The sequence below is a fragment of the Flavobacterium johnsoniae UW101 genome, from assembly GCF_000016645.1.
Classification (GTDB): Bacteria; Bacteroidota; Bacteroidia; order Flavobacteriales; family Flavobacteriaceae; genus Flavobacterium; species Flavobacterium johnsoniae.
Genome location: NC_009441.1, coordinates 5,052,604 through 5,077,086, shown reverse-complemented (window position 1 = coordinate 5,077,086; position 24,483 = coordinate 5,052,604). Strand labels below are relative to the sequence as shown.

The window sequence follows — 24,483 nt, the reverse complement described above, 5'->3', positions numbered from 1 at the left end:
ATGAAAGTAAAAATATTACTTCCGTTGTTAAGCTTTTGCTTAATGCTGCTTACAAGTGTAACTTCGTTCGCACAAACGGCTACCATTAAAGGTATGATTTCATTATCGACTAATGAAGCTGCAGATAATGTTTCAGTAACTCTAAAAGGAACACGTGTTGGAACTACAACTGATGCGCAGGGAAATTACGAAATAAAAAATGTTAAGCCTGGAACTTATACTATAAGAGTTTCGGCAGTAGGATTTTCATCAAAAGAAAAAAGCATTACCGTTAGTTCAGCTAATGAAATTGTAGAAAATTTTACATTAATTACTACATCAGAAAACCTTACTGAAGTATTTGTAAAAGGAAATGCAAACAAATACACAAAATCAGAAAGTGAGTACGTATCAAGAATGCAGGTTAAAAACCTTGAAAACTCACAAGTTTACAACGTAGTTACTAAAGAGTTAATGAAAGACCAATTGGTAACGAACCAAGACGAAGCGTTGAAAAACGTTCCGGGTTTATACCAATTATGGGGAGCTACTAACCGTGCAGGTGATGGAGGTTCTTGGTATTCATTACGTGGATTTACAACTCAAAGTTTAGTAAGAAATGGTATTGCAGGAAAAGTAAACAGTAATTCTGATGCTGCAAACCTTGAAAGAATTGAGGTTATCAAAGGACCTTCTGCTACATTATTTGGAAACGTACTTTCTTCTTACGGAGGTTTAATTAACCGTGTAACTAAAAAACCGTATGAAACTTTTGGAGGAGAGATTGCTTATCAGGCAGGAAGCTACGGATTTAACCGTGTTTCTGCTGACATCAATACACCATTAAACGATGACAATACAGCATTATTTAGATTAAACACTTCTTATAACAATACGAATACTTTTCAGGATTATGGATCTTCAAGAAGTTTCTTTGTGGCGCCATCATTCTCTTATAAAGTAAACGATAAATTGACTTTATCTCTTGATGCAGAAATTGGTGACCAAAATAACTCTGGAATGCCATTAATTTATCTTCCTTTTGATGTATCTGTTGCTGCCTTAGGGTTTAACAATGCAAAGGATCTTAATATGAACTTTAAAAGATCATTTTGGGGAGACGAATTCATAACCAATACAAAAACATTCAACGTTTTTGCTCAGGCAAATTATAAAATTTCTGATGAATGGACTTCTCAGTCTGTATTCAGCAGTACTTCTAACAGAGCTTCTGGGCTGCAGACTTGGTTCTATCTTTACCCAAATGAAGAAATATCTAGAAATGCATGGAATGCTAACGGAAAAGACAATGCAATTGAATTCCAGCAAAACTTTAATGGTGATTTCTTACTTTTCGGAAAAATGAGAAACCGTTTCTTAATTGGTGGTGATTTATTCCACTCTACAAACAGATTAGGATACAGACTTTTACCAAATGGTGAATTTGATAAGATAGGATATACAGGAACTACGGCAGCTTATAATAACTTTAATCCAACAACTGTAAATGCTGAATTGGTAAATGGATTTGATTATAAAACAAACAGCGCGCTTTCAACCTATAGTGCTTATGTTGCAGATGCTATTAACATTACAGAAAGTTTAATTGTTTCTGCAGCGGTACGTTTTGATCATTATGATAACCAAGGAACTACAGATGATACTACAGGTCAAAAAGCAGGTGATTTTTCACAAAATGCATTTTCTCCAAAATTTGGTGTAGTGTATCAAGTAATAAAAGATCAGGTTTCTGTTTTTGGTAACTACCAAAATAGTTTTACAAATATTGGATACATCAATGCAAATGTTGGAGGTGCTCTTCAAATGCAAAAATTTGATCCGGAAAGAGCAAACCAGTTTGAAGGAGGTATTAAAGTAAATGCTTTCCAAAACAAAGTAAGCGCTACGCTTAGCTACTACGATATTAAAGTAAAAGATATTGTAACTGCAGATCCAAGTTTACCAAACGCAAGTGTACAAAACGGAACTCAATACAGTAAAGGTTTTGAATTAGAAGTTACAGCAAACCCAATTCCAGGATTAAACCTTCTTGTAGGTTACTCAAACAACGATTCTAAATTAAACGGATTAAGACCTGTAACTGCAGGACCAGAAAACTTAATCAACTACTGGATCAGCTATAATTTACAAAATGCTACATTCAAAGGTTTAGGTTTAGGATTTGGAGGTAACTACGGAGACGCTACGTATATCTACAACAACGGAACTGAAACTTTCGAACTTCCATCTTACGCTGTAATCAATGCTGCTTTGTACTACGATCAGCCTAAATACAGAGTTTCATTAAAAGTAAACAACCTTACAGACGAATTGTACTTTAATGGTTATACAACAATCAACGTTCAGGCACCTCGTACTTTTATGGGAAGCGTAACGTATAAATTCTAATAGGATTTAAGATTAAGAAATAAAAAAAGCCCGAACAAATCAATGTTCGGGTTTTTTTATTATAAAAGGTCAGTACTTAAAACCTTAGCAGCTTAGCATCTCAGCACCTTAAAAAAACTATATCCATTTCAGCTTTACAGCAAGTGTACAAGCTTCTGCCGTATTGTTTACTTTCATTTTTTCGAGAATATTCTGCCTGTGCCGGCTGACGGTATTTTTACTTATGAATAGAAGAGAAGCAATTTCTTTACTCTGTTTGCCTTTTTGAAGCATTTTTAGAATCTCCTTTTCTCTTGAAGAAAGAAAAGAAAAATTTCCGGCTTCATTTTGCTGCATAACGTTTCCGTTTGCTGTATTTATAATTTTCCCTTCGTAATGAAAAGCCTGCGAAAAATCGAAATTGTAAAGACATAAAGCCAGTTCGATATCTTCATGTTCATTCGAGAAATAAAACATCTTGTGCAGTAAAGATTTATTGGTCGTATTGTCTTTGAATCTTAATCTGCTTATCACGCAAAAATCCCTTCTTTCATGAATTGGAACTGTTTTAATGAACTGAAAAAACTGAAGCTCTAAAAGATATTTTTGCAGAACATCTTCATTATTCAATTTATCAAAAAGTTCTTCTTCCCAAATGCTTTCTAATTCCTGCATTTGATTTTTTTTGAAAATGTTTAGTTCATCTGCAATTTTTCCAGAATACACATAACTTTTATTATGATACAGATCGCTCAGAACAGCAATTCCGTTTTCTAATTCGGCAAAATTTTGTGCAGTTTTCTGGCAGATTTTTAATTGCGTGATAGTTTTTAAATCGGCAGAATTATTCTGATGCAGTAACTTTTTATTCAGATCATTTTTTATGTTTTTCATCAAAAATGGTTATTTATAAGTATTGTCTTAAGGTTGTATGGAAAATATATTTGTATGATTTTTTGGATTGAAATATAATAATTAAAATGGGATTTAAATTGATTTTAAGATTCTTAGTTTTTTTATTTGACTTATTATCAAGCTGTTTTATGTAAATTGCTGTTTGAAAAGTTTTATAAAGAAATTATAAGGTTACGCACAGTAAATAGTAAACAGCAATATAATAAAACTGAATATGAAACACTTTTTCTTACTTATTTTTTTTGCAGGCATTTTTGGTGTTCACTCACAAAATGCAGCTTTGATTAAAAGGCTTGACGGAAGCACTATTTCCCAGGACAGCTTAACATCGGCCATAAAATATCTTATGAATAAAGCCGATGTAAAAGGACTTGCCATTACGGTTTTTAATTCTAAAAAACCGGTTTATATGAATGCCTTCGGCTTTAGCGATGTCGAAAATAATAAAAAATTAGATCTGCATACCAATTTATACGGAGCTTCTTTTAGCAAAGCAGTATTTGCTGTTGTAGTTATGAAACTGGTTGACGAAGGTGTAATTAGTTTAGACAAACCTTTGCAAAGCTATCTTCCAAAATCAATTTACGAGTATGAACCTAAAGTATGGCACGAAGATTTTAAAGAATTAAAAGATTATCCCGAATACACTAAAATTACAGCCAGAATGTGTCTGGACCACACAACCGGACTTCCTAACTGGCGCTGGTTTGAATCTGACGAAAAATTACGCATTAAGTTTGAACCGGGAAGCCGTTACAGTTATTCTGGAGAAGGATTGACATATCTTCAGGTAGTTTTAGAAAAAATAACCAGAAAACCTTTAGAAGAACTTGCTCAGGAAAGAGTGTTTAAACCTTTGGGAATGACAGCTTCCAGCTACAAATGGCAGGAAAAATTTGAGAAAGATTATGCGTACGGATATGATGAAGAAGGAAAAAAACAGGAAAAAGACAAAGACAATGCGCCAAGAGGAGCAGGAACACTGGAAACTACTATTGAAGATTACAGTAAATTTTTAACTGCTATCCTGAATAAAAAAATACTAAGTTCAAAATCATACAAAGAATTGTTTAGTCCGCAGATTCGTATTCATTCTAAAAACCAATTTGGACCCGGCGCGTTAGAAGACGGTAATTGGTATGACAATCTCGAACTTTCATACGGTTTAGGCTGGGGACTCGTAAAATCACCTTACGGACCAGGAGCATTTAAAGAAGGGCAGGGTTCTGGGTTTCAGAATTACAGTATCGTATTTCCAGATAAAGGAATTGGAATGCTTATAATGTCAAACAGCTACAGCACAGGAAAAATAATTAAATACCTGTTAGAAACAGGAATTCAGGACAAATACACACCATGGGAATGGGATCAGTATATTCCTTATGATAAAGTGATTAAATAAGAGCTTTTAAAAAAGTAAAAAGCCTGAAATTTTAATATTTCAGGCTTTTTTATGGACATATATTATTTGACAATTTCTGGCAATGGCATTTTCCATGAACCATTTATTACTTTTTCATTTGGACCGTAAATTCGAATAACAAAATTAAAGTTTTCATTTTTAGGAGTCGGAAGCCAGTTACTCTCTTTATCTTTTCCCGGTGAAGAAGCCTGCAGGTAAATAATTAAATCTCCATTTGACTCATATTTTAAGCCTTTTGATTTGTTGCCTATCGAATATCTCGAAATTGGATTTCGAACCAATAAGCGTTTAGGAAGATTATACATGGTTATGCTCCAAAAATATTTCGCCTCAGGAAGCTGGTTTTTACTGAATTTTAAAATATAATTTTTATTTCCGGCTAAAGGCTGGTTATCTTTATCAACAGCGCTTCCGGTATAAACAGCTTCTTCTTTCGTGTTTCCGTAAATTCCGGCTGCAGCGGCAATGGCACGGTTCATATAATTGTTTTCAAGAGCTTTTCTTGTACCAAACAGATTTCCGAAATCTCTAAGATTAGTAACTCCGGATTCTAGTTCTTTTTTGGCTTCGATAATTCCTTTTTCGATAGCTATTATAGTCTCAGGAGAATATTTTGAACTGTCAAAACGTTTGCCCGGAATAATCCCAATTTTAGCAAAACGTTCCCGAAGTTTCGTTTCACTGCTGTCTACGTTTGCATATTGTAATAATGCGTTTAAAACATTGATAAACTCAGGCGTACTGTAATCATCTTCTTTCCAGACAGGAAGCGGTAAATCATACTTTTTAACTTGTGGGACCGGCTGTTTTGTATATTCATGAAGCGGCATTAATTTATACTGTTCTTGTATTTTTTTTAGATTTGACACATCCTCTGGAGAATGAAGCTGTGTACGGCCGACAAGAAAAATTAAGTTGGTTTCAGATTTTAATACTTTATTAATGCCTTTTGGAGTTTCACCTTTCCAGTCAGGACCAGCGATAAGATATTTTCCTGGATTATTTCCTGACACGCGCGACCCAAGATATTCAAAATTAAAGGTATAAAGATCTACAAACTGCATAACATAATATCTGTTTTCCTCAACTTTTGGAAGCTCAATTACAACTGGCTCATCAGAAACATTTAATGACGCCATCGAATAAGGGGTATCATTATTTATCGTAACAACCAATGTGTCAGATGGTGTAGCACTCATAGCAATGTTTTTGAATTTATTAAAACCAACAAATTCTCCGGATTGTTTATTGAGGGCAGTAGCATAAATCATTTTATAATTGTAAAAAACAGGATAACCGTAAATCCATGCTTCTTTTGCAATGGCTGTTACAGAATCGGGTGAAACAGAGTTATCTGCCGTATTTGTTTTATCTAAAGGAGTTTCTTTTTTGCAGGCCGTAGTGATTAAAAATACGATTACTGCCAGGAAAATGATTTTTTTCATAATTCAATGGATTAATTGTACAAAAGAATCGTCTGGTATTTTTAAAGGGCTTAAAATTAACTTTTTAAGAAAAAACTTATGCTTTACAAAGAGCAAATATGGTTGCAAATTATAATATGAAACCATTTCATAAACAACATAAAAAAAGGCTTTAGCCAAAACGGTAAAGTTTGACTAAAGCCTTTTATTTGACTTTAATATAATCGATAAAAAAACGCAGTGCCTTAGTATCTTAGAACCTTAGTACCTTAGTATCTTAGCATTTCAGTACCTCAAATAGAATTTCTGTCAATAAAATTAAACGGTACTTTAAAATGTCCTTTTTCTTTATTCAAAATAAGCCTTGCTGCAGTTTCTCCCATTATATTAAAATCAGTAGACATAACCGTTATGCCCAGCAATTCTTTTAAAGGTGTATCGTTATAAGAGATAACGCCGATATCTTTTCCTAAAACAAACTCTTCATCGCGAATCTGCTTCATTAAATTCACCAGATCAGATTCTTCAATGGTAATAAACAGATCTCCTTTTTTTAGAATCATATCGTCGTAAACTTCACTTAAAATCTCAAAATTGATTTCGTGTTCAACACAGAATTTCCTGAATCCGTGGAGGATTCTTCTCGGATATGGATAAACTGCTTTATCCGGATAAACTAAAATAAGACGTTTGTATTTGGCTATTTTTTCTAAACCTTCTTTTAATGCATTGTAAATGTCGTTTTCAAAATCCTGATAGATTTTAATAACATCATCTCCCGTTCCCAGTTTTATATTATCCAGAATTACCAGCTTTTCCTGCGGAATTCTTTTAATGGCGTCTACAACTTCATCTGTAAAACTTAAATGTTTCAGTTCATCGGTTTTAAAATGGGTTGTTATAACATAATAATCATAAGCGCCTTCAAACTTGTCGAGAATATTTAAAAAGAGCGTTTCATCACAATGATAAATTTGAAGATCGACATGCGCATTAGCTCCTAAAGTGTTAATAAAAGCACTGTAGGTTTTCATTTTATACGAGCTCAATTTATTGGTCAAAAACAAAATATTGACTTTAGACTCCAGTTTTGTTCTCGTAATATAATATCCTTTTCCTCTAATTGAAGAAATGATTTTTCGTTCTTTTAAAATATTATAAGCTTTTTCAACCGTATCACGAGACATATAAAACTCCTCGCTGAAACTGTTTATAGAGGGAATTTTTTGATTTATTTTTAAATTTCCGTTAGCAATATTCTGCAAAATCGAGTCTACAATCTGTTTGTATTTTGGAACCCTCGAATCTTCGTCTATTTTAATTAATTTAATCATGCTTGTATGTTGCAAATTGGATTCATGAGAAACATGCAGCCAATTTTTTTAATTGTATTTTTTAAAAAAGCAAACTTGAAAAAACGCTTTATGTGTTGATTTTGCTACTTTCCTTACAAAAAAGATAAATTAAATAAAGGCTTACTTTATTTTCAGGCACTTAGGTTAATTTAATATTAAATTATCGGAAATATAATTACGAAATCGATTGCTAAAATAGGGTTTTTTAATTTATTTTTCCAATATAAACCAATCGTTCTTTGCAATTAGTGCGCATTTTTAACATAAAATACACAAATCATAAAGGATAGTACAGGACAGTTTTAATTTTTACATTATATTATTTTACAAAACCAAACTAACTATCACAATTAACCAAAAACAAATTATTAAATGGAATCATTATTAGGAATCATTTTTCATTCTATCGGAGGATTTTCTTCAGGTAGTTTTTATATGCCTTTTAAAAAAGTTAAAGATTGGGCTTGGGAAAGTTACTGGCTTGTGGGCGGTTTCTTTTCTTGGTTAATTGTACCGCCGATTGCGGCTTATTTAACGATTCCAAATTTTACAGAAATTATCATTGCCGCTTCACCTGCAATTAAATCCTTTACTTTTTTAATGGGATTAATTTGGGGAATTGGCGGACTTACTTATGGTCTTGGCGTTCGCTACTTAGGAATGTCTTTAGGAAATTCAATTACATTAGGATTTTGTTCTGCATTTGGAGCTTTAGTTCCTTCAATTTATTATGATATTGTTCCAACAGAAGGAAAAATTTCATTTACACACATGCTTTCTACTTCTGGCGGACAGCTGGTTTTATTTGGAGTTGTAGTATATCTTATAGGTATTGCTATTTCTGGAAAAGCTGGAATGCTGAAAGAAAAGGATTTTGCAACAGGTCATGAAGATAAGGACAAAGACTTCAATTTGGTAAAAGGTTTAATTGTAGCTGTAATTTCAGGAATTTTAAGTTCATTTTTTAATTACGGAATCGAAGCCGGAAAACCAATGGCAGAACATGCTATAGTAAATGGTGCAAATCCGTTATTCCAAAACAACGTAACCTATGTTGTACTGCTTTGGGGAGGATTAACAACCAATTTTATCTGGTGTCTTTATTTAAACTTTAAAAATAAAACAATTAAAAACTATACCGATAAATCTACTCCAATTACTAAAAACGTTTTGTTTTCTGCACTTGCCGGAACGATGTGGTTTTTACAGTTTTTCTTTTACGGAATGGGAGAGAGCAAACTAGGGAATGGTGCCAGTTCATGGATTCTGCACATGGCAACCATCATTTTAACTGCAAACTTTTGGGGTTTTTATTTAAAAGAATGGAAAGGAGTTTCGAAAAAAACATTAAGAACTTTTTTCTGGGGAATCGGGCTTATTATGCTTGCGATCATTTTGGTAGGAATTGGTAACTCATTATAAATAATACAAGAAATAATTATAAAGTATATGTCGAATACAAAAACAATTAATACAAATTTTAAGCACGTAAGCTACCTTTGGGATGATGCTAAAGCCGCAGAACTATCGGGAGATGAAGTAGCGCTTTTCATTTATCGTTCTAATTTATTAGGAGCCGATTTAAGACTGACAAACTATGGAGGAGGAAATACTTCTGTAAAAATTACTGATAAAGATCCTTTAACAGGAGCAAGCTCAGAAGTTATGTGGATTAAAGGTTCTGGAGGAGATATTGGAACTTTAACAAAATCTGGCTGTGCGGCTTTGTACTTAGACAGACTTCGTAATCTTGAAAATGTTTACAGAGGAATTGAGTTTGAAGATGAAATGGTAGAATTGTTCAACCACTGTATTTTCGATTTAGCTTCAAAAGCACCTTCTATCGATACACCTTTACACGGTTTTCTTCCATTCAAACATATCGATCACTTGCATCCTGATGCGGCAATTGCAATTGCTGCTGCAAAAGACGGAGCAAAAATTACTGAAGAATTATTTGACGGAGAAATTGGCTGGGTAGGCTGGCAGCGTCCGGGCTTTGACTTAGGACTTCAGTTAAGAAGCTGTTTAGAAGAAGCTGAAAAGAAAGGCAAAAAACTAAGAGGAATCATGTTAGGTTCTCACGGTTTATTTACCTGGGGAGATACAGCATACGAAAGCTACATCAACACATTAGAAGTAATCGAAAAATGTGCTGAATATTTAGAAAGCAACTACGGAAAAAAACGTCCGGTTTTTGGAGGACAAAAAATTGAAAGTCTTCCAGAAGCAGATAGAAAATTAAAAGCTGCAAAAGTGGCTCCAATTTTAAGAGGTTTCTGTTCATCAGAACGTCAAATGATTGGACATTATACAGATGATGCAAGAGTATTGGAATTTATCAATTCTAATGATCTTTCAAAATTAGCTCCATTAGGAACATCTTGTCCGGATCACTTTTTAAGAACTAAAATCAGCCCGCTGGTTTTAGAATTAGATCCAAACGAAGATTTATCAGATGTTGATGCGGTTAAAGCAAAACTGGCTCCGGCTTTTGAAGCTTACCGCGCAATGTACAAAGACTATTATAATGCCTGCAAGAAATCAAATTCTCCTGCAATGCGTGACCCAAATCCGGTTGTGATTTTATATCCTGGAGTGGGAATGTTCACTTTTGCAAAAGATAAAACAATGGCACGTCTGGCATCAGAATATTATGTAAATGCAGTAAACGTTATGAAAGGCGCTGAAGCCGTTTCAGAATATACTTCACTGCCTCATCAGGAAGCTTTTGATATTGAATATTGGTTATTAGAAGAAGCAAAATTACAACGCATGCCAAAACCAAAAGCATTGTCTGGAAGAGTAGCTCTTATTACAGGTTCTGCGGGTGGAATTGGGAAAGCTATCGCTAAAAAATTCGCTCAGGAAGGTGCTTGTGTTGTAATCAATGATATCAACGAAGAGCGTTTAGAAGGTGCATCTGCTGAGTTTGTTAAAGCATTTGGTAAAGATGCAGTTTCAAGCACTTTATTAAATGTTACTGACGAAGCAAGTACAGAAAAAGCATTGGACGAAGCTTCTTTAGCTTTTGGAGGTGTTGACATTGTAGTAAACAATGCCGGAATCAGTATTTCGAAATCTATTGCAGAACATACTCTGGAAGAATGGGACAGATTATACGATATCTTGGTTAAAGGACAATTTATTGTTTCTAAAGCCGGAATCGAAGTAATGCGTAAACAAGGTTTTGGAGGTGATATCGTAAATATCGTTTCTAAAAATGCTGTTGTGGCTGGTCCAAATAACCCTGGTTATGGTTCAGCAAAAGCTGCACAGGCGCACTTAACACGTTTAATGGCTGCAGAACTTGGAGCTGATAAAATTCGTGTAAATACAGTAAATCCTGATGCTGTAATTTCAGACTCAAATATTTGGTCTGGAGGATGGGCAGAAGGCCGTGCAAAAGCATACGGAGTTACAGTAGAAGAACTTCCGGCTTATTATGCAAAACGTACGTTATTAAACGAAATCATATTGCCGGATGATATTGCAAATGCTTGTTTTGCTTTTGTTGGAGGTTTACTTGGTAAATCTACAGGAAATGCGCTAAACGTAGACGGCGGTGTTGCAATGGGCTTTTATAGATAAAAATTATTTAAGTTTTTTTATAAGTTTGTTTAAGCAAAAGTGGTTTTTTGTGGTCTAACGTTCGATATTTCGAGCGTTAGATTTTTTTTAGACATAACATTTTGCACACAGACCAGAATATCCAAAAATAAAGTTAAACAAAGAGTTTAGGAATATAATTTAACCAGTTCAGAATTATTTGCGCCACATATATTTTTACTTGAAATAAAGGAGTAAAAATGCCTAAATTACGCAATCGATTTTTTTATGTGTTAAAAACACACGAATAAAGTTAAATTGCATATCTTGTAAACGCTATTAAAATATAAAGTATTATGATAATCGGATCAAACCATATTGAATCTCATAACGAGGGATTATTAAAAAAACACCAAAATAAATTGGTTTTTACAGCATCAGAAATTGATAATACAGAGGCGATTATCCAAAAATTAATCGACTTTCAAATTGCTATTCCATCTTGGGCTTTAGGAACAGGAGGAACAAGATTTGGACGTTTTGCAGGCGGAGGAGAACCTCGTTCAATCGAAGAAAAAATCGAAGATGTTGGATTACTTCACAAATTAAACAGCGCTTCGGGAGCAATTTCGCTTCATATTCCGTGGGATATTCCGCAAGATTACAAAGCTATTAAAGCACTTGCAGCACAGCACAATTTAAAATTTGACGCCATGAACTCGAATACATTTCAGGATCAGGCAGACTCAGAACATACTTATAAGTACGGTTCATTACAAAACGTAAACAAAGCAGTCCGCAAACAGGCGATTGCACACAATATAGAAGTTATTAAACACGGAATCGAATTAGGATCTGAGTCATTAACAATCTGGCTTGCCGATGGTTCTAACTTTCCGGGGCAATTAAACTTTAGAAAAGCATATCAAAATACATTAGAAAGTTTAGAAGAAATCTACGATGCCCTGCCTTCAAACTGGAAATTATTTTTAGAATACAAATGTGCTGAGCCTAACTTTTATTCAACGACCGTAGCAGATTGGGGGCAGTCTTACTCGTATGTTAAAAAGTTAGGCGATAAAGCGCAGACATTAGTCGATTTAGGACACCACCTGCCAAATGCCAATATCGAGCAGATTGTTTCCTTATTATTAATGGAAAACAAACTGGGCGGATTCCACTTTAACGATTCAAAATACGGCGATGACGATTTAACTGCCGGAGCTTTAAAACCTTATCAGTTATTTTTGATTTTCAATGAATTGGTTGAAGGAATGGACGCAAGAGGAATGAACCACGCCAAAGATTTAGGCTGGATGATCGACGCATCACACAACATCAAAGATCCGTTAGAAGATTTGCTGCAGTCTGTAGAAGCTATTATGATTGCTTATGCACAAGCACTTTCTGTAGACAGAAAAGCATTAGAAAAAGCACAAGAAGAAAATGATGTGGTAAAAGCACAGGAAATTCTTCAAAATGCTTTCCGTACAGACGTTCGCGCATTAGTTGCTGAGGCACGTTTACGTTCTGGTGCAGCTTTAAATCCGGTAGAATTGTACAGAAACCTTTCTGTAAGAAAAAATCTAATTGGAGAAAGAGGATTAAAAACATTGGCAACAGGACTATAAGTTATGAATGTGAGTTGTGAATTATGAGTTAATAAAAAGACTGAACAAAAATCACAATTCACAACTTACAATTTACAATTAAAAAAATGAATGTAGTTGCAATTTTTGATATTGGTAAAACAAACAAAAAAGTATTTTTATTTGACGAAAACTATAGAATTGTCTGGGAAAAATCAGTTAATTTCGACGAAACAGTCGACGAAGACGGTTTTCCCTGCGAAGATATAGAATTGCTTAAAAACTGGATTTTTGAGCGTTTAGAAGAAATAAAAGCTTTAACCAATTATGTTTTAAAAGCCATCAATTTCAGCACTTATGGTGCAAGTTTTGTCTACATTGATAAAGAAGGAAAAGTTTTAACTCCTCTGTATAATTATTTAAAAGATTATCCGGAGGATTTAAAAAATGACTTTTACAATAAATACAAAGGAAAAGAAGCATTTGCTGTAAAAACAGCTTCTCCGGTTTTGGGAAGTTTAAATTCAGGAATGCAGATTTACCGTTTAAAAGAAGAAAAACCAGAATTATTTGAAAAGGTAGAATATTGTTTACACCTGCCTCAATTTTTGAGTTTTCTTTTAACCAATGAAGCTTATACCGATATTACAAGCGTAGGCTGTCATACCAATCTTTGGAATTTCAAAAAAATGAAATACCATAAATGGCTCAAAAGCGAAGGTATTTCAAATAAAATTCCGCCGTTTTATTATGGAAAAGATGTTATAAAAACAAAAGAAGGTCTGGCAGTAGGAGCAGGGCTTCACGATAGTTCATCGGCCATTATTCCGTATACCATAAACTTTACAGAACCGTTTGTATTATTATCTACAGGAACCTGGAGTATTTCCTTAAATCCGTTTAATAACAAAGCACTGACTTTTGAAGAACTGCAAAATGATTGTTTATGCTATTTGCAATACACAGAAAAGCCTGTAAAAGCAGCAAGACTTTTTGCAGGAAACGAACACGAAGTACAAACCAAACGTTTAGCAGAACATTTTAACGTTCCAGTTGATACATACAAAGAAGTTTACTTTGATAAAAACATCGTATCAAATTTAAGAGCTTTAAATTTCCAGATTATTTACCCTAAAAAGTATAATTTTGATATACTGAAAGAATGCCCTTTTCAAAAAAGAGACCTTTCGACATTTAAAAGCTACGAAACTGCCTACCATCAATTAATGCTGGATTTGGTAGAACAACAAGTATTTTCAACTAATTTAGTCATTCATAACAGTCCGGTAAAGAAAATTTTTGTAGACGGAGGTTTCAGCAAAAATTCTATTTTCATGAATTTACTGGCAGAAGCATTCCCGGATGTAGAAGTTTACGCCGCATCAATGGCACAGGCAAGTGCTTTGGGAGCTGCATTGGCCATTCACCAAAACTGGAATCCTAAACCAATCCAGAATGACTTAATTGATTTGAAATTTTACAAACATTAAAATGTATGCCGCAGATTACAGCAGATTTAATTTTAGAAAATCTGCAAGTGTCGGTTTAATCTGTCAAACCTGCGGACAAAAAATAAAAAAAATAAAAAATGAAAATCGGGCTATTTATACCGTGTTATGTCGATCAGTTTTACCCAAAAGTGGGTATTGCGACATACGAGCTTTTGCAGAAATTAGGCTGTGAAGTTTATTTTCCGATGGGACAGACCTGTTGCGGCCAGCCAATGGCAAACAGTGGTTATGCGCACTTAACAAAAGGCTGTGATACCAATTTTATAGCTAATTTTACCGGATTCGATTACATCGTATGTCCTTCCGGAAGCTGTGTTCTGCATGTAAAAGACCATTTACATGACGAAAAACAGGAAGAAAAAGCAACAGCAATTCGAAACACAGTTTATGAACTGACAGAATTTATAACTGATGTTTTAAAAATTGATCACATTGACGGAAGATTTCCTTATAAAGTAGGAATGCACGTAAGCTGTCACGGACAACGCGGTTTAAAACTTTCGCAGATGTCAGAACTAAACGCACCGTTTTTCTCAAAACCAGAGCAATTGCTCCATAGTATTAAAGATCTTGATTTGGTTGCTTTAATGAGAAAAGACGAATGCTGCGGTTTTGGAGGAACATTTTGTGTTACCGAAGAAGCCGTTTCTGTAAAAATGGGACAAGACCGAATTAAAGATCACGAAAGTCACGATGTAGATTATATTACAGGAGGCGACATGTCCTGCTTAATGCATTTAGATGGAATTTTAAAAAGGCAAAAAAGCAGAATTAAAACCATCCATATTGCTGAAATATTAAATTCACTCGAAAACTAAAAATAGATGTTAAGTATAAAATTTAACCGCAAAGTTCACAAAGTTTTACGCAAGGTTCGCAAAGTTAATTTTGATTCTTGCGTACCTTGCGTTTTTTTCTTTGCGCACTTTGCGGTTAAATAAACCATTATAAACATTTCAAAATTGACTTTTAAATAATTAAAAATGTCATCAGAAAAAATAACACCGCACAGCGAAGCCGCAACAAAATTCAACAAAGATGTGGAACGTGTCAACTGGCATGACGAAACACTTTGGTTTGTTCGTGCGAAACGCGATAAAGCAGCTCATAATATTGATGACTGGGAGCTTCTTCGTGAAACGGCTTCAAGAATAAAAGCCAATGTACTTTCAAATATTCACGATTATTTAGTAGAATTTGAGGCTAATGCCCAAAGAAACGGAATCATCGTACATTGGGCGGCCGATGCAAAAGAACACAACGAAATAGTGCATTCGATCATGGCAAAACATGATGTAAAGCAAATGGTGAAATCAAAATCGATGCTTACAGAAGAATGCCATTTAAACGATTATTTAGCCGAAAAAGGCATAGAAGTTATCGACTCAGATTTAGGCGAATACATTGTACAGCTTCGTAAAGAACCGCCAAGTCATATTGTACTGCCTGCCATTCACCTTAAAAAAGAAGATGTAAGTGAAACTTTTCACGAACATCTTGGAACCGAAAAAGGCAATTTTAACCCGCAGTACTTAACAGAATCTGCCCGTCATAGTTTAAGAAATACTTTCCTGACCAGAAAAGCAGCTTTAACCGGAGTAAATTTTGCAGTGGCAGAAACCGGAGAATTTGTGGTCTGCACCAACGAAGGAAATGCCGATATGGGCGCACATTTAGCCGATGTTCATATCGCCTGTATGGGATTTGAAAAACTCATTCCGCAGCGAAAACATCTAGGCGTTTTCCTTAGATTATTAGCAAGAAGTGCTACAGGACAGCCTATAACTACTTTTTCTAGTCATTTTAAGAAACCAAGAGACGGAAAAGAACTTCATATTGTAATTGTCGACAACGGCAGAAGCAAACAGTTAGGACGCGAAGATTTTAGAAATTCACTAAAATGTATTCGCTGTGGCGCCTGCATGAATACATGCCCTGTTTACAGACGAAGCGGCGGGCATAGTTATCATAATGCGGTTGCGGGACCAATTGGTTCTATTCTGGCACCCAACTTAGATATGAGCAAAAATGCCGATCTGCCTTTTGCCAGTACGCTTTGCGGTTCCTGTACCAATGTTTGTCCGGTAAAAATTGATATTCACGATCAATTGTACAAATGGCGTCAGGTTTTGGTAAAAGACGGCTATACGCCAAAAGCAAAAACCATAGCCATGAAAACGATGGCAACAGTTTTGGCCAATCCAACGATTTTTAATATTGCAGGAAAATCAGGAAGATTTGTAATGAAAAATGTTCCGGCAATGGTAAATAATAAAATGAACAAATGGTACGACCAGCGCGAAATGCCAGACGTACCGCAGGAATCTTTTAGAGAATGGTACAAGAAAAATTCGAGAGAATCTAAAACAAAAGACAATGAGCAGTAAAGCCGAAATTTTAAACAGAATAAAAGCGAATCAGCCTGATTTGGTTACGGAACTGCCGGATTTAAATCTTTTAGGTTCCGAGAATTTTGATACACTCGAAACTTATAAAACGGTTTTAAAAGGAATTGGCGGAGATCCGGTTGAAGTATCAAACTATCAGGAAATCATCGATTATATAAAAGCAAATTATAATCTTCAAAAAAGATTAATTACAACACTCCCGGAACTTTCAGAAATTGCTTCTTTAGACTGGAACAATGTCGATCCGCATTCGCTTCAGGATGTTGAGCTTACAGTTATAAAAGCACATTTTGGAGTTGCAGAAAACAGCGGACTCTGGGTAACAGATGATATTTTAGGACAGCGTGTTTCGCCTTTTATTGCACAGTATTTAGCAATAATTGTTCACAAAAATGATATTGTTAGAACCATGCAGCAAGCTTATGAAAGAATAGGGAATCAGGAATATGGTTTCGGGACTTTTATTGCAGGACCATCAAAAACGGCAGATATCGAACAATCGTTAGTTTTAGGTGCGCATGGAGCTAGAGGACTAATTGTTTTTTTATTAGATTAGAGAAAAATAAATTTTATAGAAAAAGAGGACTGCTAAGTCCTCTTTTTTATTTTCAATATATAGGGAAAATCTCAAATGAGAGAAGTAAAATATAAGTAAAAAAATACAAATAGAATTAATTACAACCTATGGTTATATTCTATAAGCTGGTTTGTAAGAAAAAAAAGGTGATTATGCGTAATATTGTGAAATGATGTGTTCATAAATTTAAGCATCTCCAAAAACATTTTTTTTAAGCCTAAGACAAATTCTGATAAGAGTCTCCCAAAACTTTTCTTAGAATTTTGTGTTTTTAATTATTTAGTATTATTATGTTCATTTCCCTTACCCATGATCAAGTGCAGTTTTGCTACGGATCAAAAAAATGGCAGTACAGTTTTAACGAAATTGTAGAACTTGGACTGCTCAAAAAAAAGAGAACCTACCTCTTTGTAAATGCAGCTTTTATTGCAGTCACCATTTTAGCCTATTACTGCATGATTTTTACCAATTTAATGGAACTCTATTATGTAATACCCGCTTTATTGTGTTACACTTTTTTAAGTATTATGCGATTTAACAACAATACAGAGTTCGATTATTTCGTTATTGTAAAAGATATCTACCGAAAAGAAACCAAAATAAAAATAAATGCTCAGGATCGCCCGGCGATTGGCAAGCAGATCGACAACTACCTAAATTTTGAGTTTAACCGAATTTTAGAGAAACAAAAAAACAGACATTACAATGAATCGATTATTGAACAATGTTTCTAATTACGATTTAGCGTTTATTGTTATTGCTCTGGTCTATGGTTATATAACTATAATTAGAAAAAAATAAACAATCAGGCTTCATTTCTCACCTACAATTGAAGCAGTATTTAGATTCCAAAATAAAAGTTATAGCTGCAATACCCCTAAGTTTAGTAGCGGCTGTTTCAGCTATATACGCCCTTACCCAAATCAAACTTATGGCAACTTCAATAAAAAGTAAAATAAAAAGCATTAGAGAGTTAAAAAATTATACTCAGGAATATATGGCAGATCAACTTGGTGTCACGCAGGCAGGTTATAGTAAAATTGAAAAAGGAAAAACCATTTTATCTTACGTCAAATTAGTTGAAATTGCGAAGATTTTAGAAGTTAGTGTAGAAGATATTATTAGTTTCGACAGTCAGAGATATTTCAACAATTTTAATACCGTAAAAGGAAACAGCAACAACGGAAATATATTAATTAATTCTAATAATGGAGAAGCCTTAAAGGAACTCTATGAAGATAAAATAAAACTTCTGGAAAAGCTTTTAAACAAAACCGAGGAAGAATTAAACCGATATAAAAAGAAATTCGGTCAATTATAACAAAAAAACGAGGCTTAAGAGCCTCGTTTTTTTATTATATTTTTAAGATGTCTGATCATCAACAGCTGCATCCGGAGCATTTTTCTTAACAGATTCGATTCCGTTTTCTCTGGCAGAAACGCTTTCATACACTTCGCTAGCTCCTATAATCTGGCCGTTGCTAGCTTTTAAATTAAAATAAGGTTTACCATTTTTCGCTTCTTTTCTGTCATAACGATTATCATCCTGCGAGTTTGTTTTTACAGATTCAATTCCGTTTGTGCAGGCCGCTTTAGTTGTATAGCCTTCACTTGTTAAAATTGTCTGGCCGTTGCCAGCTTTCAAATTAAATTGAAATTCACCATTGGTTCTTTTGGTAATTACAAATTTTCCCATGTAGTTTTATTTTAAGTTAACTATAAATATTTTGCTATTGATAAAAATACAAAACTTGATGACATAAATGATATTGTAAGAAAAAATTATCGTTTTTAATTTGTTAAGTATTAGGCCTGAGAATAGAAGCTTTTGAATAATAACGTAAGAAAATTTGGTATATTTGAAAGAATAATAAATCTAAAGAACATGAAAAATTTAGTTATTTTATTAGCAGTTGCAATTCAGTTAACGTCTTGTAATTCGAAAAAAAAGGAAGATGAAATTGTAAAAACCGAAACAGATACAACAGCCGTAAAAACCGAAAACACTGCTGTTGCAAATGTTTTGGTATACGAAGGTTTACTGCCTTGTGCAGATTGCAGCGGTATTCAGACAGTTCTAAAAATTGATCTTGGAAACGGAACAATGGAAGACCAAAAGTTTGAATTATCCAGCATCTATAAAGGAAAATCACCCGAAAAAGAGTTTGTAGAGAAAGGAAATTTCAACACCGAAAGAGGCCTGGAAAGTGATCCAAACGGCACAACTTTTATTCTAAATTGGGACAAACCAGCCGAGAAACAAATTTATTACGGCTATTTTAGTTCAGATACCAAAAAGATTTATATGCTCGACCGAAGCAAAAAAATAATAAAATCGAAACTCAATTATTCCTTAGAACTTAAGAAATAACAAAGCCCGATTTTTAAATTCAAAATATTATAAACTTAAACACACTCGTTAAGTTTATAATATTTTTTTATTTTTAAAGTATGAAAGCGTCATCAATTCTAATTTCTTTTTGATGAACATTATTTTTATGAAAGAAATCAGCGAAATTCTCAAAGCCTATTCACAAGCAAAATCGGAAGGAAAAAAAACAGCTTTGGCTACAGTCGTTAAAGTTGAAGGATCTTCGTACCGACAGCCCGGTGCGCGCATGCTTGTTACCGAAGACGGCCAGCTTACAGGAGCAATAAGCGGAGGCTGTCTGGAAGGAGATGCACTGCGAAAAGCACTGCTTTCCATTAATCAAAAACAAAATAAACTCATTACTTATAATACCAATAATGAAGATGATATTGAATTAGGATTGCAGCTTGGATGCAACGGAATTGTACATATTTTGTTTGAATATATAAATGATGAAATCCCTAATAATCCCATTCAGCTTTTACAACAACTGGAATTAGAAAGAAAAGAAGCCGTAATAGTTACTGTTTTTTCTCTAAAAAGAAATGCCCATCAAATAGGAACGGCATTATTTTTTAGAAAAGAAAGTCCCGTATTAAGCTGTAACAATGATATTCCAGATCTAATTTCTGATGTAAATGAAGTAATGCAGACCAAAACTTCTGCAGTAAAAAAACTTCCGGGAGAAAACAGTACCGAAGCCCTGATAGAATACATAAAACCTGTTATTTCGCTCGTTATTGCCGGAGCAGGAAACGATGTGCAGCCTTTAGTAAAAATGGCTTCAATTTTGGGCTGGAAAGTTATTATTGGCGACGGCCGCGCTACTCACGCTGTATCAAAACGTTTTCCAAAAGCAGATAAAGTAAATGCCGTAAAACCAGAACAGTTTTTAGAAGATATTCTAATCGACGATCAAACCTATTTTGTTTTAATGACACACAATTACAAATACGATTTAGCGGTTTTGAAAATGCTTTTTGAAACCAGCTGTCAGTACATTGGAATCCTCGGCCCCAAAACCAAACTGCAGCGAATGCTCAATGATCTTCAAAATGAAGGAATAAAAATCAGCGAAGAACAATTAAAACGCATTTACAGCCCAATTGGATTAGATATTGGAGCCGAAACTTCTGAAGAAATTGCTTTATCAATTGTTTCAGAAATAAAAGCCTTTGCCACAGGAAAAACCGGAACTTCCCTGAAATTCAAAACCGGAAAAATTCACGATGAAATTCATTATGGAGAATAAATTTCACAATAAAACCGGTATTGTAATTTTAGCCGCCGGCAGTTCTTCCAGATTAGGACGTCCGAAACAATTGCTGCAATACAACCAATCAACACTTTTAAAAAACACAATTTCAGAAGCTTTAAAAGTACCGGATTCATTTTTGATTGTTATAACAGGATCAAACAGCAAAATCATAGAAAAAGAACTTCTTTCCTTTGATGTCACAATTTGTTTTAATGAAGATTGGGAAACCGGAATGGCATCATCAATAGTAAAAGGACTTAATGAATTACTGCATTTAAATCCCAATTGTGAACAATGCATTTTTGCAGTCTGCGACCAGCCTTTTGTGACTAGTTTTATTTTTGAAAATCTTATAAACGAATATCATAAAACAGGAAAAGGAATTACGGCTTCGGCATATTCTGAAACTGTGGGAACACCCGTTTTATTCCACAAAAAGTACTTTAAAGAGTTACAGGATTTAAAAGGGCAGGAAGGGGCAAAGAAACTTATTAAAAAATATTTTGAAGATACAGCTTCAATTCCTTTTGAAAAAGGCAGTATCGATATTGATACTGAAGAAGATTACAATAAGCTTATTTTTTGAGAGGGGCAAAGGAGCAAAGGTTGAATTAATTGAGGCTTAATAAAAACTTAGCGTTTTAGAGACAAAACTAATTGCTCAGCTGAAGTCAAAATACGTTCAACAGCAATGTCAATTTCTTCTTCCGTAGTAAATCTTCCCAGACTAAAACGAATCGAACTCAAAGCTTCTTCATCAGACAATCCCATTGCTTTTAAAACATGTGAAGGCTCAGAAGTAACCGCCGAACACGACGCTCCATTCGAAACCGAGATATTCCCCAAAGCCATAATTAACTGTTCTGAATTTACCCCGGGAAAACAAATATTTGTGGTATTGTAAATTCGGTTCTGAATATTTCCGTTTACAAAAGAACCTTTAAATTGCAATAACCCTTTTTCTAATGCATTTCGAAGTCTTTCAATTCTGATTTTATCATTTTCTAATTCGTTGACAGCTATTTCTGCTGCTTTTCCTAAACCAATAATTCCGGGAACATTCAGTGTACCGCTTCGCAGTTTTTTCTGATGTCCGCCGCCAGTAATCTGAGGAAGCAGTTTTATTTTGGCTTTCGCCGAAAGATACAAAGCACCAATTCCTTTTGGTCCGTAAAATTTATGAGCAGACATTGTTAAAAGATCAATTCCCAAAGCTTTTACATCAATAGAAATTTTTCCAACAGCCTGGGTAGTATCACACAAAAAAAGAACATTTTTGCGTTTTAAAATAGCAGAAATTTTACTGACATTTTGTATGACACCTGTTTCGTTATTAGAAAACATTCCAATGAAAACCAGTGTTTTATCTGTAACAGTTTCATTTAAAAGATTAAGATCTAAAAGCCCGTCACGTTCAACAGGAAGATAGCTGGCATTAAAGCCGATACTTTCCATAAAGTGGCAAGTTTCAAGAACTGCTTTATGTTCTGTTTCAAGAGTAACAATATGTTTGCGTTCTTGATCAGCCAGACCTTTTATTGCCAAATTGATTGCCTCAGTTGCTCCAGAAGTAAAAATAATTTCTTCTGCATCAGCATTTATTAAATCAGCAGTTTGCCACGCAGCATTTTCAATTGCTTCCTTAACCGTTAATCCTGCAATATGCTGACTTGTAGAATTGGCATATAAATCTGTAAAATAAGGAAGCATAGCTTCGAGAACGCGTTCATCAACACGGGTTGTGGCATTATTGTCCAGATAAATATTTTGCTGCTGCGGCATAAATAAAAACTTAGTCTTGTAAAAGTACAATTTTCAATGTAAAAACAAATGTGCATAATTTTTCTTAACCGAAGGACGCTAAGATTTGTATAAGCTGGATTTTTACAAAAACGCAAAGTTCGCAAAGCTTCATCTACACAAAGCTTTGCGAACTTTGCGTTTTTTATAGATGATAAAGAGAAAAAACTTTGCGCTCTTTGCGGTTAAATCTCAAAGCGAAATTGTAATTATTCTAAATAAGAGTAATGTTTGAATTTCATAACTTTTTGTGGATTAAGATTGTTAAATTTGTTAGAATACCCAAGTGATTTTGCTAATTTAAAGATAGATAGAATGGCTTCTAAAAAAACAAATCCGAATACGGCTGCAGAAAATGACTCAAATTCCCGTCGTGACTTTATAAAGAAATCGGGACTTTTTACTGCTCTGGCCTTTACACCGCCTTCGCTGGTAATGGCTTCAGAGAATAAATGGGATGAAAAAATAGCGGAGTATTTAGAAACAGTACCGCTTTCTATCGAGGTAAACGGCAAAAAACACAATCTTAACATAGAACCAAGAACTACTTTACTGGATTTGTTAAGAGAGCAGTTACAGCTTACAGGAACCAAAAAAGGCTGTGACCACGGGCAATGCGGTGCATGTACAGTTCACGTAAACGGAACAAGAATTTTGTCGTGCCTGACTCTGGCATCCATGCAGCAAAATGCACAGGTAACCACAATCGAAGGACTTTCAAAAGGAAAAAAACTGCACCCAATGCAGGAAGCTTTTATCAAACATGACGGTTTTCAGTGCGGTTATTGCACGCCGGGACAAATCATGTCGGGAATTGCCTGTATCAAAGAAGGCCACGCCAACAGCAGAGAAGAAATCAGTGAATATATGAGTGGCAATATCTGCCGTTGCGGCGCTTACCACAACATTGTTGATGCCATAACCGAAATGAAGGAAGGAGGGAAGGAACTATGAAAAACTTTCAAATAATTAGAGCATTATCATCAGGTTCGGCGGTAACCAATATCAGCAAAGAAAAAGAAGCGATGTTTATTGCGGGAGGAACCAATCTGGTTGATTTAATGAAAAAAAATGTTGTGGCGCCGGATAAACTGGTTGACATTAACGGACTGGATCTTAAAAAAATAGAATTTTTAAAAGGAAAAGTTTCGATAGGCGCTTTGGCAAAAAACAGTCAGGTTGCCGAAGATGCATCTATAAAAGAAAAATATCCTTTGCTGTCTTTAGCTTTAGCGGCGGGAGCATCGCAGCAAATCAGACACATGGCTACAGTTGGAGGTAATATGTTACAAAAAACAAGATGCTCTTATTATTACAATACTGATATGCCTTGTAATAAAAGAACACCAAAAAGCGGCTGTGGCGCGATTGGAGGTTCAAACAGAATGTCGGCTGTTTTTGGAGCTTCAGACAGTTGTATAGCTGTTCATCCAAGCGATATGTGTGTGGCTTTGGCAGCATTAGATGCACAGGTTTTGGTAGAAGGACCAAAAGGCAAACGACAAATTAAGTTTACAGATTTTCATCGACTGCCGGGAAATACGCCCGAAAAAGACAATACTTTGGATAATAAAGAATTGATTACCTCAGTTGAAATTCCGGATAATAATTTCACTAAAAATGTACATTATTTAAAAGTTCGTGACAGAACAAGTTATGCCTTTGCATTGGTTTCGGTTGCTGTGGCTTTAGATATAAAAAATAATACCATAAATGATGTTAGACTGGCTATGGGCGGTGTAGCACATAAACCATGGCGATTAACAGAAGCAGAGGAATTTCTGAAAGGAAAAACAATTTCAGAAGAAATATTTAGACAAGCGGCCAATTTATCAATGAAAGGCGCAAGAGGATACGGTGATAATGATTTTAAGATTACACTTGGAGCCAATGCCATAACAGAAGCACTTACTATAGCAGCATCAAAATAATTAGA

Annotated in this window: 21 protein-coding genes; 16 read left to right on the top strand and 5 right to left on the bottom strand. The window is 34.6% G+C overall.

What is annotated here, in order from left to right:
* Positions 1 to 2,388 carry a TonB-dependent receptor gene (locus FJOH_RS21805; RefSeq protein WP_012026195.1) on the top strand — a complete coding sequence of 796 codons (2,388 nt, stop codon included), beginning with the start codon at positions 1 to 3 and terminating at the stop codon, positions 2,386 to 2,388.
* Between the two features lie 117 nt (positions 2,389 to 2,505).
* On the opposite strand, the gene FJOH_RS21800 is transcribed toward FJOH_RS21805, so the two are convergent.
* Positions 2,506 to 3,261: a response regulator transcription factor gene (locus tag FJOH_RS21800; RefSeq protein WP_012026194.1), complete on the bottom strand. Its 756-nt coding sequence runs from the start codon at positions 3,259 to 3,261 to the stop codon at positions 2,506 to 2,508.
* A 235-nt stretch (positions 3,262 to 3,496) separates the two neighbouring features.
* Here FJOH_RS21800 and FJOH_RS21795 point away from each other — a divergent pair, with 235 nt between their 5' ends.
* Positions 3,497 to 4,684, top strand: a complete 1,188-nt coding sequence (locus FJOH_RS21795) for a serine hydrolase domain-containing protein (RefSeq protein ID WP_012026193.1) — start codon at positions 3,497 to 3,499, stop codon at positions 4,682 to 4,684.
* 62 nt (positions 4,685 to 4,746) lie between these two features.
* Here FJOH_RS21795 and FJOH_RS21790 read toward each other — a convergent pair whose 3' ends face one another.
* Together FJOH_RS21790 and FJOH_RS21785 are read right to left on the bottom strand one after the other, a co-directional pair.
* Positions 4,747 to 6,150, bottom strand: coding sequence for a DUF1254 domain-containing protein (locus FJOH_RS21790; protein WP_012026192.1), 1,404 nt, complete (start codon positions 6,148 to 6,150; stop codon positions 4,747 to 4,749).
* Between the two features lie 272 nt (positions 6,151 to 6,422).
* Entirely contained in the window at positions 6,423 to 7,463 is a 1,041-nt protein-coding gene (locus tag FJOH_RS21785) for a GntR family transcriptional regulator (RefSeq protein WP_012026191.1), read from the bottom strand.
* 393 nt (positions 7,464 to 7,856) lie between these two features.
* Here FJOH_RS21785 and rhaT point away from each other — a divergent pair, with 393 nt between their 5' ends.
* The 9 genes from rhaT (at position 7,857) to FJOH_RS21740 (ending at position 18,439) form a co-directional block, all read left to right on the top strand.
* Positions 7,857 to 8,906: an L-rhamnose/proton symporter RhaT gene (gene rhaT / locus FJOH_RS21780; protein ID WP_012026190.1), complete on the top strand. Its 1,050-nt coding sequence runs from the start codon at positions 7,857 to 7,859 to the stop codon at positions 8,904 to 8,906.
* Between the two features lie 27 nt (positions 8,907 to 8,933).
* Positions 8,934 to 11,075 (top strand): bifunctional rhamnulose-1-phosphate aldolase/short-chain dehydrogenase, encoded by a 2,142-nt coding sequence (locus FJOH_RS21775; protein WP_012026189.1) that lies wholly within the window; start codon positions 8,934 to 8,936, stop codon positions 11,073 to 11,075.
* 314 nt (positions 11,076 to 11,389) lie between these two features.
* Positions 11,390 to 12,664, top strand: a complete 1,275-nt coding sequence (locus FJOH_RS21770; protein ID WP_012026188.1) for a TIM barrel protein — start codon at positions 11,390 to 11,392, stop codon at positions 12,662 to 12,664.
* An 86-nt stretch (positions 12,665 to 12,750) separates the two neighbouring features.
* On the top strand, positions 12,751 to 14,112 hold the full coding sequence (locus FJOH_RS21765) for an FGGY-family carbohydrate kinase (RefSeq protein ID WP_012026187.1): 1,362 nt from the start codon (positions 12,751 to 12,753) through the stop codon (positions 14,110 to 14,112).
* Positions 14,113 to 14,210: 98 nt separating this feature from the next.
* Positions 14,211 to 14,951, top strand: a complete 741-nt coding sequence (locus tag FJOH_RS21760) for a (Fe-S)-binding protein (RefSeq protein ID WP_012026186.1) — start codon at positions 14,211 to 14,213, stop codon at positions 14,949 to 14,951.
* A 165-nt stretch (positions 14,952 to 15,116) separates the two neighbouring features.
* A complete protein-coding gene (locus FJOH_RS21755; RefSeq protein WP_012026185.1) occupies positions 15,117 to 16,520 on the top strand; it encodes a lactate utilization protein B in 1,404 nt (467 codons plus the stop codon).
* Positions 16,510 to 17,097, top strand: a complete 588-nt coding sequence (locus FJOH_RS21750; RefSeq protein WP_012026184.1) for a LutC/YkgG family protein — start codon at positions 16,510 to 16,512, stop codon at positions 17,095 to 17,097. The genes FJOH_RS21755 and FJOH_RS21750 overlap by 11 nt, the downstream gene beginning before the upstream one ends.
* A 311-nt stretch (positions 17,098 to 17,408) precedes the next feature.
* On the top strand, positions 17,409 to 17,852 hold the full coding sequence (locus FJOH_RS21745; RefSeq protein ID WP_012026183.1) for a hypothetical protein: 444 nt from the start codon (positions 17,409 to 17,411) through the stop codon (positions 17,850 to 17,852).
* A gap of 197 nt (positions 17,853 to 18,049) precedes the next feature.
* On the top strand, positions 18,050 to 18,439 hold the full coding sequence (locus FJOH_RS21740) for a helix-turn-helix transcriptional regulator (protein ID WP_012026182.1): 390 nt from the start codon (positions 18,050 to 18,052) through the stop codon (positions 18,437 to 18,439).
* A 42-nt stretch (positions 18,440 to 18,481) separates the two neighbouring features.
* Here the strand turns inward: FJOH_RS21740 and FJOH_RS21735 are convergent, their stop codons facing one another.
* On the bottom strand, positions 18,482 to 18,814 hold the full coding sequence (locus FJOH_RS21735) for a YegP family protein (RefSeq protein WP_012026181.1): 333 nt from the start codon (positions 18,812 to 18,814) through the stop codon (positions 18,482 to 18,484).
* Positions 18,815 to 19,003: 189 nt separating this feature from the next.
* Here FJOH_RS21735 and FJOH_RS21730 point away from each other — a divergent pair, with 189 nt between their 5' ends.
* The 3 genes from FJOH_RS21730 (at position 19,004) to FJOH_RS21720 (ending at position 21,333) form a co-directional block, all read left to right on the top strand.
* Positions 19,004 to 19,489: a copper resistance protein NlpE gene (locus tag FJOH_RS21730; RefSeq protein ID WP_012026180.1), complete on the top strand. Its 486-nt coding sequence runs from the start codon at positions 19,004 to 19,006 to the stop codon at positions 19,487 to 19,489.
* Positions 19,490 to 19,601: 112 nt separating this feature from the next.
* On the top strand, positions 19,602 to 20,741 hold the full coding sequence (locus tag FJOH_RS21725; protein ID WP_012026179.1) for an XdhC family protein: 1,140 nt from the start codon (positions 19,602 to 19,604) through the stop codon (positions 20,739 to 20,741).
* Complete coding sequence (locus FJOH_RS21720) at positions 20,719 to 21,333, top strand: nucleotidyltransferase family protein (protein WP_012026178.1); 615 nt, start codon at positions 20,719 to 20,721, stop codon at positions 21,331 to 21,333. The genes FJOH_RS21725 and FJOH_RS21720 overlap by 23 nt, the downstream gene beginning before the upstream one ends.
* Before the next feature lie 47 nt (positions 21,334 to 21,380).
* Here FJOH_RS21720 and FJOH_RS21715 read toward each other — a convergent pair whose 3' ends face one another.
* A complete protein-coding gene (locus FJOH_RS21715; protein WP_012026177.1) occupies positions 21,381 to 22,529 on the bottom strand; it encodes a cysteine desulfurase family protein in 1,149 nt (382 codons plus the stop codon).
* 333 nt (positions 22,530 to 22,862) lie between these two features.
* Between FJOH_RS21715 and FJOH_RS21710 the strand changes: the two genes are divergently transcribed.
* Complete coding sequence (locus FJOH_RS21710) at positions 22,863 to 23,501, top strand: (2Fe-2S)-binding protein (RefSeq protein WP_044047992.1); 639 nt, start codon at positions 22,863 to 22,865, stop codon at positions 23,499 to 23,501.
* Positions 23,498 to 24,478: an FAD binding domain-containing protein gene (locus tag FJOH_RS21705; RefSeq protein WP_012026175.1), complete on the top strand. Its 981-nt coding sequence runs from the start codon at positions 23,498 to 23,500 to the stop codon at positions 24,476 to 24,478. The genes FJOH_RS21710 and FJOH_RS21705 overlap by 4 nt, the downstream gene beginning before the upstream one ends.
* Positions 24,479 to 24,483: the final 5 nt, after the last annotated feature.

Bases quoted from the DNA above. Each gene is read 5' to 3' on its own strand.
- FJOH_RS21785 (WP_012026191.1), bottom strand. From the start codon at position 7,463: ATGATTAAATTAATTAAAATAGACGAAGATTCGAGGGTTCCAAAATAC.
- FJOH_RS21775 (WP_012026189.1), top strand. From the start codon at position 8,934: ATGTCGAATACAAAAACAATTAATACAAATTTTAAGCACGTAAGCTAC.
- rhaT (WP_012026190.1), top strand. From the start codon at position 7,857: ATGGAATCATTATTAGGAATCATTTTTCATTCTATCGGAGGATTTTCT.
- FJOH_RS21760 (WP_012026186.1), top strand. From the start codon at position 14,211: ATGAAAATCGGGCTATTTATACCGTGTTATGTCGATCAGTTTTACCCA.
- FJOH_RS21730 (WP_012026180.1), top strand. From the start codon at position 19,004: ATGAAAAATTTAGTTATTTTATTAGCAGTTGCAATTCAGTTAACGTCT.
- FJOH_RS21805 (WP_012026195.1), top strand. From the start codon at position 1: ATGAAAGTAAAAATATTACTTCCGTTGTTAAGCTTTTGCTTAATGCTG.
- FJOH_RS21800 (WP_012026194.1), bottom strand. From the start codon at position 3,261: ATGAAAAACATAAAAAATGATCTGAATAAAAAGTTACTGCATCAGAAT.
- FJOH_RS21790 (WP_012026192.1), bottom strand. From the start codon at position 6,150: ATGAAAAAAATCATTTTCCTGGCAGTAATCGTATTTTTAATCACTACG.
- FJOH_RS21725 (WP_012026179.1), top strand. From the start codon at position 19,602: ATGAACATTATTTTTATGAAAGAAATCAGCGAAATTCTCAAAGCCTAT.
- FJOH_RS21740 (WP_012026182.1), top strand. From the start codon at position 18,050: ATGGCAACTTCAATAAAAAGTAAAATAAAAAGCATTAGAGAGTTAAAA.
- FJOH_RS21745 (WP_012026183.1), top strand. From the start codon at position 17,409: ATGTTCATTTCCCTTACCCATGATCAAGTGCAGTTTTGCTACGGATCA.
- FJOH_RS21710 (WP_044047992.1), top strand. From the start codon at position 22,863: ATGGCTTCTAAAAAAACAAATCCGAATACGGCTGCAGAAAATGACTCA.
- FJOH_RS21750 (WP_012026184.1), top strand. From the start codon at position 16,510: ATGAGCAGTAAAGCCGAAATTTTAAACAGAATAAAAGCGAATCAGCCT.
- FJOH_RS21720 (WP_012026178.1), top strand. From the start codon at position 20,719: ATGAAATTCATTATGGAGAATAAATTTCACAATAAAACCGGTATTGTA.
- FJOH_RS21735 (WP_012026181.1), bottom strand. From the start codon at position 18,814: ATGGGAAAATTTGTAATTACCAAAAGAACCAATGGTGAATTTCAATTT.
- FJOH_RS21755 (WP_012026185.1), top strand. From the start codon at position 15,117: ATGTCATCAGAAAAAATAACACCGCACAGCGAAGCCGCAACAAAATTC.
- FJOH_RS21765 (WP_012026187.1), top strand. From the start codon at position 12,751: ATGAATGTAGTTGCAATTTTTGATATTGGTAAAACAAACAAAAAAGTA.
- FJOH_RS21705 (WP_012026175.1), top strand. From the start codon at position 23,498: ATGAAAAACTTTCAAATAATTAGAGCATTATCATCAGGTTCGGCGGTA.
- FJOH_RS21770 (WP_012026188.1), top strand. From the start codon at position 11,390: ATGATAATCGGATCAAACCATATTGAATCTCATAACGAGGGATTATTA.
- FJOH_RS21795 (WP_012026193.1), top strand. From the start codon at position 3,497: ATGAAACACTTTTTCTTACTTATTTTTTTTGCAGGCATTTTTGGTGTT.
- FJOH_RS21715 (WP_012026177.1), bottom strand. From the start codon at position 22,529: ATGCCGCAGCAGCAAAATATTTATCTGGACAATAATGCCACAACCCGT.